This is a genomic window from Paraburkholderia sp. GAS334, from assembly GCF_050436625.1.
Classification (GTDB): Bacteria; Pseudomonadota; Gammaproteobacteria; order Burkholderiales; family Burkholderiaceae; genus Paraburkholderia.
This window is the reverse complement of sequence record NZ_JBNDMO010000070.1, coordinates 1-9,339: the sequence shown is the minus strand read 5'-3', so window position 1 is coordinate 9,339 and position 9,339 is coordinate 1. Positions and strand designations below refer to the sequence as shown.

8 protein-coding genes and 3 pseudogenes are annotated in these 9,339 nt (G+C 60.4%); 8 read left to right on the top strand and 3 right to left on the bottom strand.

What is annotated here, in order from left to right; all coding sequences use genetic code 11:
* Positions 1–87: 87 nt before the first annotated feature.
* Positions 88–2,448, bottom strand: a pseudogene (locus P3T21_RS37915) (Tn3 family transposase); the annotation flags it as partial.
* Between the two features lie 532 nt (positions 2,449–2,980).
* Between P3T21_RS37915 and parS the strand changes: the two are divergent.
* The 6 genes from parS to P3T21_RS37885 all read left to right on the top strand — a co-directional run bounded on the left by parS (position 2,981) and on the right by P3T21_RS37885 (position 6,730).
* Entirely contained in the window at positions 2,981–3,508 is a 528-nt protein-coding gene (gene parS / locus P3T21_RS37910; RefSeq protein WP_429260973.1) for a type II RES/Xre toxin-antitoxin system antitoxin, read from the top strand.
* Entirely contained in the window at positions 3,505–3,975 is a 471-nt protein-coding gene (locus tag P3T21_RS37905) for an RES family NAD+ phosphorylase (RefSeq protein WP_429260972.1), read from the top strand. Before parS ends, P3T21_RS37905 begins: the two co-directional genes overlap by 4 nt.
* Before the next feature lie 566 nt (positions 3,976–4,541).
* Entirely contained in the window at positions 4,542–4,808 is a 267-nt protein-coding gene (locus P3T21_RS37900; RefSeq protein WP_429260971.1) for a winged helix-turn-helix domain-containing protein, read from the top strand.
* A gap of 673 nt (positions 4,809–5,481) precedes the next feature.
* Positions 5,482–5,766: a type II toxin-antitoxin system Phd/YefM family antitoxin gene (locus tag P3T21_RS37895; protein WP_007182990.1), complete on the top strand. Its 285-nt coding sequence runs from the start codon at positions 5,482–5,484 to the stop codon at positions 5,764–5,766.
* Entirely contained in the window at positions 5,766–6,107 is a 342-nt protein-coding gene (locus tag P3T21_RS37890) for a type II toxin-antitoxin system RelE/ParE family toxin (protein WP_429260970.1), read from the top strand. Before P3T21_RS37895 ends, P3T21_RS37890 begins: the two co-directional genes overlap by 1 nt.
* A 353-nt stretch (positions 6,108–6,460) precedes the next feature.
* Entirely contained in the window at positions 6,461–6,730 is a 270-nt protein-coding gene (locus tag P3T21_RS37885) for a DUF1488 family protein (RefSeq protein WP_429260969.1), read from the top strand.
* A 163-nt stretch (positions 6,731–6,893) separates the two neighbouring features.
* Here the strand turns inward: P3T21_RS37885 and P3T21_RS37880 are convergent.
* Positions 6,894–7,756, bottom strand: a pseudogene (locus P3T21_RS37880) (ISNCY family transposase); the annotation flags it as partial.
* A 126-nt stretch (positions 7,757–7,882) separates the two neighbouring features.
* Here P3T21_RS37880 and P3T21_RS37875 point away from each other — a divergent pair.
* Complete coding sequence (locus P3T21_RS37875; protein WP_429260968.1) at positions 7,883–8,557, top strand: YciI family protein; 675 nt, start codon at positions 7,883–7,885, stop codon at positions 8,555–8,557.
* Between the two features lie 44 nt (positions 8,558–8,601).
* Positions 8,602–8,784 (top strand): annotated as a pseudogene (locus P3T21_RS37870) (integrase); the annotation flags it as partial.
* Positions 8,785–8,853: 69 nt separating this feature from the next.
* On the opposite strand, the gene P3T21_RS37865 reads toward P3T21_RS37870, so the two are convergent.
* The coding region (locus P3T21_RS37865; RefSeq protein ID WP_429260967.1) for an aminotransferase class I/II-fold pyridoxal phosphate-dependent enzyme at positions 8,854–9,339 on the bottom strand (486 nt) is incomplete at its 5' end.

Below are 9,339 nucleotides of genomic sequence, written 5' to 3'. Positions count from 1 at the left end.
AAGTGGAAGCGGGATCAACGGCGGGGGGAAGGAGTGATGTGGCCTTGTCGATCCGGAGCGATGCGGGCGGAGTAATGCATTTCGCGCCACATCGCAGTCGGTCACGGCCACCAGTTCCGCGGGCACGGCGTAGTGCTGCGGCACATGCAAACGCCGGTCACGCAGGTGAGCGAGTCGCGGGCACAGGTCGAAACCCAGCGCCCGCGCGAGCCCCATCGCGAAATCGGTGAAGCCGTGGGTATCCACGGCGAGCTGGGCCACGTCGACAGTCCCGCTTTGCCGAACCACGCCTTCGATCGCGGCACCGGCCTGCCGCTCGTTGAGCACAATCGGCTGATCGTAGAAGATCCCCCAACGGTCCAGTACGTGCGTGTACATGCCAATCGACGCTGTGCGCCGACGCGGATCAGTGCGCGCCTGCCAGACCGTGCGCGTTGTCTCCAGCGACATCATGTCGGACGACGCCAGATCGGCACGGCCCCAGTGCGCGGCGATCGGGTGGGGCAGCATGAATTCCAGCACCGCGTCGGCGGCCTGCCTCAGTTTGCGTTCGTCAGCGATGCGGTTCATCATCTGCCGGATTACGGCGGGCGACAGTTCCGGCGCCATCCGCGAGATGTCCGCTGCGGACAACGACGTGCCGTGCGCCAGCACCGCCGCATACACCAGCAACAGCTCGCTGCGTGAACGCGGTTCCCGTCCGAGCAGCAACCAGCTGAAGCGCGTCGCGCTGTCGATTTCAAGGATGATCTCGGGTAGCTGGCCACCCGGGTGGGAAGCGAAGATCGCACGGCGCAACTGCTCCAGCGCAGCATCCGTTCCTTGCGCGGATAAGGGAGCGAGGTGTACCGCGGTATCGATCCGCACATCGCCACGCACCGTCGCATCGCGCAGCACGGCAAGCCCCAGATCAAGATGCCCGATCAGCGCTTCGAGGAATTCCTTCGCGTCTTGCGGCAGTTTCAGATGACCGTAGTAATGGTTGCGCTTCGCGCGCCAGTCGTCGGGCGGGATCAGCATCCGGGCCTGACTGCGGAATGCGAAGCTGTGTTCGACGTAGATGGACCCGTTGCGCAGCGCGATGCACAGGGCGAACAGCGTGGCCTATTGGAATGCCGAGAGGGCCTTGTGCCGGTCGTAGCCGTCAATCGCTTCCCGCCATCCGCGCCCGAGCCGGATCGTGACACGATCCGGTAGCGTGTACGCCTTGCGCGCAAAAAGGCCGCGCAGGACCTGCAGTGCGTCGATCACCGGGTGAGCGGTCTGCGCCTCGAACGGCAGACGGACCAGTATGGCGAGCATCGCGCGCGCCTGTCCCCGCTTTGCCATGAGGTGTGCCCGCACCAGGCTCCGGCGACTCGGCGGGTGCGGGTCGAGCGCCTGATCGGCCAGCGTGCACAGCTTCTCACTGAGTTCGTCGCGAGACAGGGTCGTGTCGCGTGCAACCGTTTTCACCGCGGTCGCGAAATCGCGGATGCGTGCCTTCAGATCCGGACGCGCGGCGTCGATCTCGCGAGCGGCATCGTTGACGGCTTTCTGGATCCAGTGGCGCAGCATACCGAGCAGCTGATCGGACGCTACACACAACGCATAGCGCATGAAGCACGCGGCTTCGAGCCGGCGCGACTGCGTTTCGATCCGTTTGCTGACCGACGGCGGACGGTTCGCGCACCGTCTCGCGTAGTGGCGCACCATTGCGTCGTTGCAATCCGCCGGCCAGTCGGCATGAACGCCGATCACATGCAGCCGATCGATCTTGGTGAAAATCTCGCCCATCTGGTGAGTCGAGTTGCGTAGCGGCACAGCCCACAGCCATTCTTGCAGGCTGCCGTGCTCCCCATCAGGTAGTGGCAGGAAGTGTCCCCAGTCGTCCAGCGTCGACGCGCCGAAGGCGCGTGCCAGCGTATCGGTCAGCGCGGCTTCCACGCCCTGGACGGCCTGTACGATCAACCGCTTGAGCTGCCGATCATGGGCAATCAGGATGCGGTGCTCGTACAGCCACCGCTTCAGTTCATGCAACAGCCGGCCGCGCTCGGGACGGCCGGACAGACGCTCCTTGAGCCAGCGCACGACGTAGCGGCGCTGATGCTCGGCCATCGGACCGAACCCGAGGGCCTAGTAAGCGAGCATCTGATGGTCGACCAGCGTATCGATACGCCCGTCATACAGGGAACGTAGCGTACCGAGCTCCGGCGGCTCGACACCCAGTTGCTCGCCAAGGTGAATCCACAACGTCTTCGGGATCTGTCTGTACGCGTTGAGCGTGCGGCCCGTCATGCGCACAAAGCCGATATGCAGCGCGACCGCGAGCCGATAAAGATGCGTGCGCCGGGCGTCGATCAACGCCCGCTCTTTGCTCGAGAACGTGAAGAACGTGGCAAGCTCGAACTCGTTGAGTTCGAGCGGAATCTGCCGCATGCCGAGATACGTCAGTTGCCAGTGCTCCATCGCGTTTTCTCTGCGAGCGTGAGACGGGCCGAACAGCGTAGCGGCACAAAATGCGCGCGGCAACCGACGATAGTCGGCGCGGGGGCGACAAACACTCAAACAGTAACTATTTGATCTAGTGAGGGATTTAAATGGGGCCACCTCGCAAACCGGCGCCAACGCTAGAGGCCGCTAGTCCGGTAAACTGCATCGAAATACAGGCAACTCCAATACCCAAGGCAGGAGCCCGGTGCGCGAATCGCGCACGCCGGGATCTGCGCGGGGGGTGCTCAGTAATGGGCATTCCTACCGCAACAGTGTCGTCGTTCGCCACGCGGGGCATCCGGTCGATGCAACTGTAGAAGTCGCCAGCGTGGGCGTCAGAAGCGAAGATCGCCGCCACGGTGAGCAGCGCGGCGGCGATGGGTCTGGTTTTCATCCTGCACCCCGGGGGTTTTCTTCTTTGCCCAAATGATAGTAGCTTGCTTCTCGTTTGGGAATAAAATAAACTGTACCAGTTGGGAATCAATCGTTGCCCATTTGGGAGAAAATCATGACAGCGGAAGCAGTGGCAGGACGGCAGCATTCACGGCGGACAAAGTCCAGCGCTTCAGCGGCAAAGTCTGCAACGGCCGCTAGGCTCGCGCATATAGGCACCAACGGGCTCGGCGCTCAGGAAGACGATCTCACGTTTTTCCTCGGCCTCGCCCCGAGCGAACAGTCACGCCTGATTCGAGACGGCATGGAGGCGGTCATCGTCAGCCGGATCGCCACCGAGTTGCTGGATATCCCGGTGCAAACCTTGCTCGCAAGTCTGCGCCTTCCCAGCAGCACCATCAACCGCAAGATTTCTCAGGGGGAGCGGCTCAGCGCGAGCGAATCGGACCGTGCAGCGCGCACGATGCTGATTTACGCCCAGGCCAAGGACGTTCTCGAAGACGGCAGGCTGGCGGCTGAATGGCTGCTGCGCCCGAACGTTGAACTGGGTGGTGAACGACCATTGGACACGCTGGATACGCAGACGGGATTTGACCGTGTGCGTGACCTTCTCATACGTCTCGAACACGGCGTGACCGTATGAAGGTGTTTCGCCTCGCCAAAGAGAAGCACGGCAAGTACCGGGCCGATGATCTGAGCGGCAACGGTGCTGCCCTGGCTGGCGGCCGCTGGAATCCGCGGGGGGTGCCGGTGCTTTATACGTGCTGCCACGCTTCGACAGCGGTCCTCGAGGCGCGTGTTCATGCGTCGGGCCTGCTTCCGGTGGCCAACTTCTATCTGGTCACGCTGGAAGTGCCGGACAGGGCTGTGTCGAGCGCTTACGTGCCGGATCTGCCGGACGACTGGAACGTGCTCGATCACGATCCCGCGTCGACTGTGGATCTGGCGAGGCAGTGGCTCGAAGCCGGCAAACGGCTTGCAATGCGGGTTCCGTCTGTTGTTTGTCCGAGTGACGACAACCTGATCCTGAATCGAGCGCATCCGGGCATGAAGCACGTAGTGGTGTTGCATAAGCAGCGCTTCGAGCTGGACCGGCGGCTCTTTAAGTGAAACCAGCGGCGATCGCGCTCGTGCGGTCGCCGTACGAACAGGACCATGACAGGCGAAGTAGTGGTATGAATCCGGTTGAAGCGAAAACGACCCTTGAGGGGGTGGAGCAAGCTGGGCGCGAATTTCTATCATAAGCGCCAAAGTTATGTAGATTTGCGGAATTATTCTGGACTGTCGCAGTCGGTGCCGTTTCTGGATACCGGAACGGTCCCGGCGTTGCGACGACGATCCCCAGAATCGTTATCCAACGCCGTCATTTGCAACTTGATGCGACTGAGCGCCGTTCGGGAACTGCGCAACTCATTTATGAAAACGATGGGCTTTATGACTGCGAGACCTATGATAGAAATTCGGGCTCAGCTTGCTCCACACGGTTGATGATGCGTTGCGGCTATCGAATCGAATGAATGTCCGAATTCTGAAGCTACCCCTCAAGGACGCCACGGCATGCGCAACCTGGATTACGTAATCCGGCGGTACGTGCTGAACGAGCGATGGCTGTTTGACGCGACACAAGGCCGGCTGGCCGGCTTGCGCGACCGCTCGTGTGGCGTGGCCTGTCGCCGGTGGCGAGCCGCATCTTTGACCCTTTCCTGCGCGCGCCCCGCATCGTGTACAGCCGCCGGCAGCTGCTCGACGACGGCTGGCGCGCCTTTGGCTTCGAGGTCGGCGAGAATAGCCTGGCGCAGGTCATGCGCACGTTGCGCGGCGCGCTCGCGCAACTTGACCCCGGCGTGCGCCATTTTCAGACGGTGCCGCGAATCGGCTACTGTCTGGTGGCCGACGTCCGCCTGGCTGTCGATGCCGACCGGCCGGACCATCCGCCCCGATAGACCGGCACCACATCGCGTCCGCTACAGCACGCACCGCCGATGACTGCGTATGATCAACGCGCCGTCGGCGCCTTCTCGAGGTGTCGTCAAGATTCGGACGACAATGCACGTTAGCCGCATTGCACAATCAATAAAATCGGTGGCTTGGCGGTAGGCAATATGTCTCAATCGGCTTTTGAAAACAGACTTGATGGCTACGCTTGTGCGACAAGGCCCTCAGGATCCCTGGCGTACGCAAACGTCCAAATCGTTATGACACCCCCAATAGGATGTGGTATTCAAGTGAGATTCCCGGCATGGGCGATCGACTTTGTTCCCTTGATGTTTGTTTCGGCATCCTAAGTATTTGACATAAAAGAATGATCAAGTTTTATGAATGAACTTTTTAGTTCAAATTGTGCACTGTCAGTTGTAGCCCGCTTGTCGATTGGTTCCGCCACATGAACACGTGAGGCCTCCGACCAATGCGCTGCCTCGCCCTGTGACGGGTGAGGCGGGCGAAGCAGGGCAGGGCGGCGCATTCATGGAGACCAACGCCGCAGCGTATTTTATCGGCGGGCAAATCGAGCCTCCTCGCGACCGATCGTAAGGCTGCTGGCTGATTCAGGACTTTGCATAAAACCGAATTTAGTCTATATTCGGTCTGTATGTGGTGACGAACGGAGGATCAGACATGCGCCTGGCAGACCACGTAAAGCCAATCAGCTACCTGAAAAGCGACGCAGCGCAGATCGTCAAGGATTTGACGGCTTCTGGCGAGCCGCTGCTCATTACGCAGAATGGCGAGGCGAAGCTCGTCGTGCAGGACGTGCAAAGCTACGAAGACACCCAGCAAACGCTGGCGTTGCTCAAGATCCTTGCCTTAGGCCAGAAGGACATCGAGCAGGGAAAATTCAAGGATGCTGATGAGTTTCTTGCCGAGCTCGACGACCTTGATCGGAAGGAGAAAATCCGCTGATGGGGCAGGCGAAGCTGAAGCTCCTGATTCTCGACGAGGCGCAGGAGGATACGAAGGATTTGCGCCGCTACATCCTCAAAAGCTTCGGTGCCGAGACGTGGGAGCAGACGTCCGCGGAATTGACCGTCACGTTTAGCAATATCAGGCAGTTCCCACAGAGCGGTTATGTACCGGCTGAGCTTGCAGATTTCGGCGGTCTGAATTTCCGGGAAGCCTTGAGCGGGCAGAATCGGGTTATATATGAGGTGCGCGACGACACAATTTACATTCACGTCGTCACCGATACGCGCCGCGATCTACGAACGCTTCTCCAGAAACGACTATTGCGTTCTCGCTGGTAAATTCAGCCTTATAGGTAGGTGTCTTCACGCTGTAGTGCCGGACCACTCGCCAGATGGTGGTACACGCGTACTCCCGAAAAAGCTCACCCTAACGGAGAATGTTGATTTCCAATACGCAACTAACCGTTTGTGTCGATCGCGTACACCTCAAAACACAAAACCGCCTGCAACACGTCAGCCGCCTGAAAAATTAATGGGCACGTACGTCGCCTGGCGATTATCGATAAGGGGTACCTGGTGAGGTTGAAGCGTTGCGTCATAGACGATCATGCTGCTTTCAACTTCTGGTAGATTTATTTGTGCGCGGCGCAGTACGAATACAAAGGCCGCGAATGATATCGTCGAGGTGCTTCATGGAAGTTCTTGATCGCGCGCCCGCCGTTTCGCCGGACGGACGCGTTGTGGTTTTCATGCTGTCGATCCGCGGGCGCGAGGTCGAAGGCGCGGTTGCACGTGACGCACTCGAAGAACACTTCTGGCTACCACGCAATGCGGACGCAACGCGCACACTCAGGACGTTTGAAAACGGTCGCAACCGCATCGTCGCGGTCGCCCAAAGAAAGTTACTTGCGCGACCCGACGAACCGCTGCGGCTGACCGTCAACGACTTCGTGACCCGGTAGCCGACCGTCAGCTGACGGTGACTGTCGTGTCGACGTGCATCCGATAAACACAGTAAAAAGCCGTAACATTCTTGTCGAGGCCATTCTGAAGTGTCGTGGTGGCAGCTAAATACAAATGTCGTGTTTTTAAGGGTTAAAAGGTCTGTCTTTCATGGGTTACTGATCACGCAGTGTCGAAGGATCCGTTGTGAATGGGCAGGGCGCTGACGTCTGTTTCGATTGACCTTGCAGACCACCGGCCAGGTTTGCGGGTTGCGGTTTTATCTGTCTTTGCTGGGCAAGATCCACGATCACATGCTCGATGTCAGTCTGCGTGAATTCGCGTTGCTTCTTCTTGTCCGGCGAGCGGCTTTGAGATCGGGTCGGCGCGCCCAGATGCGTTCTTGACGGCGCCTTGCCGATCCGACTGTTATCGCGTTGCGCCTGAATCACCTGCGCGACCTGGAGCACGTGAGCCAGACGCTTGTGCTCGACGATGCCCCCCTGATCGACTTCTGTCAGCCGGTCATATGAGTGGCACGCAATCGCCTTGCCATCTGCACGGATCTCAATACGCCCGTCCGGGTACTCCCACACCTCGATATACCGATCGATCAGCCGCCGGTTCTCCGGCGTATCGTCCATCAAATATCGAACACGGTCGTACTGCACGGTCAGCGCCTTCGTCACCTTCCGCGGCTCGCGCCACGTGAGCACGAGGTCAAGGTTCTCGTCAGCCCGCAGCGGCCGGTGTGCGTCAAAGTCGCTCTTCGGCGGTTTTGCGAAACGCGCGTTGTAGGCCGCCATGAAGGAGGGCGCCCAGGCATTGGCCTCAGCGATCGTGCTGATGCCGCGCAACCGCATTTCCTTCACCATCCGGTCCTGCAGCGTCAGGTGGGCGCGCTCGACACGCCCCTTGGCCGAACTGCTGTTTGCACAGATTGTGTCGATGTTCAGCTCGTACATCGCCCGGCCAAAGTGCGTCACGCTGTTGCCATCCTTGTTCGCCCCCGTCTTGCGAAACACGCTGTACTTGTCGCTGTAGAAGGGGGCCGAACAAGGTACGCGCTTATGCGCTGCAGAGCATAATTGCGAACCTTGTTCATCCCCCTGCAAGGGCCGGCGTCTTCGCTTCCCACGCTTTCTGAGGTGCTCTCAGGAGATCCGGGCCCAATGACAATCGTGAACTACGCGATGTACGTTCAGGACCGGGACAGGGTGGACGCGTCCCGAGCCGAGCATCAAGCCTATGCGGATGCGCTTCGCGAGCACGATCGGCTAGTGATGGGCGGTCCGCTGCTTGACGACGACGGGCGGCCTCGCGGCGTCCTGCTTGTTTATGACGTCGCGTCGGAACAGCAAGCCGAGACGTTAGCGCAAAGAGATCCGTTCGTTCTGAAAGGTGCGATTGCGGACTATCGCCTGGCTGAGTGGACCGTGCTCGACAGCAACGTCGAGTTGCTCGCTGCCTCGCTCGTCCCGGCGGATCGGCGTGTTCCGCTCAAAGCACCGCGTGCATCTGGCGCTACGCCAGTCGAACCGGACGCGCACGCCGCGCGAACCTACGTCAATTATGCGAAATACGTTTCGGACCTCTCGCACGTCGAGCGGGTGAGGCCGGCGCACCAGTCGTATGCACGGACGATCAAGGCGGACGGCGAGCTGATCATGGCGGGCCCTTTTGCAGACGGCTCGGGCGCGCTGTTCATTTATCGGGCGCAGTCGAAAGACGAAGCGATGGCGCTGTTGCTAGAGGACCCGTACCACGCTGAGGGCGTGTTCGAAACGTATGCGCTTTCGGAGTGGCGGCTGTTCGGGTTGAACGCGGGGTTGATCCAGGGCCGTTGAAGCGCAGTCAGTTGTCGGTCATTCCCTGTGCTGGTCCGGAATGGCTGCACCTGGTCGATCACGGCACGTCGCGCATTTCGCTCAACGCCGCGATCACCGGACTAAAGTTCTCTTTCGAGATCACACTCCACGAGCCCGACCTGATGGCGCGGATCCAGCCGGTGCAGGTGCCCCGCACGATACCAGTCGTGCTCAGTCCGGACGAAGAGGGCCGCCTGATCGCTGCGTAAGGCTACGCGCCGACTTTCTGAGCCGCTTCGAGAGCGACATTCGGCAGGTGCTGGCGCGGCTGCCGGTCAGTAGGTCCGTTCGGCAATAACCCGGGCCACCGTTTCCAGGGACCGCGTGAGCGTGGCGAGGTCGACGGACCCGATTGCCAATCGGATGGCGTGAGGCACATGAGCCGACGTCGAGAACGGCAGGGCTGTCGACACGGAAACCCGCTCGCGCATCAACGCCATCGCAATCGCGTCCGCGCGAACCTCCTGCGCCAGAGGGAGCCACACGAAGTACGAACAGGGATGGCCGACCCTCTTCAACTGGCCCAGAATGTCGGCGACAAGGCCCTGACGCATCGCGGCATCCCGTCGCTTCTCCTCTTCAAGCCGAGCCACCGTGCCGTCTTCCATCCAGCCGCAGCCAATCGCCGTCATAATCGCCGGGGTGTTCCAGGTTGTCGCCCGGATCGCTCGTTCGAGCTGGGGAACCCATTCGCGCGGCGCACAGACGAAGCCGACGCGCAGACCCGTCGCGACACTTTTCGACAAGCTCGACACATAGAC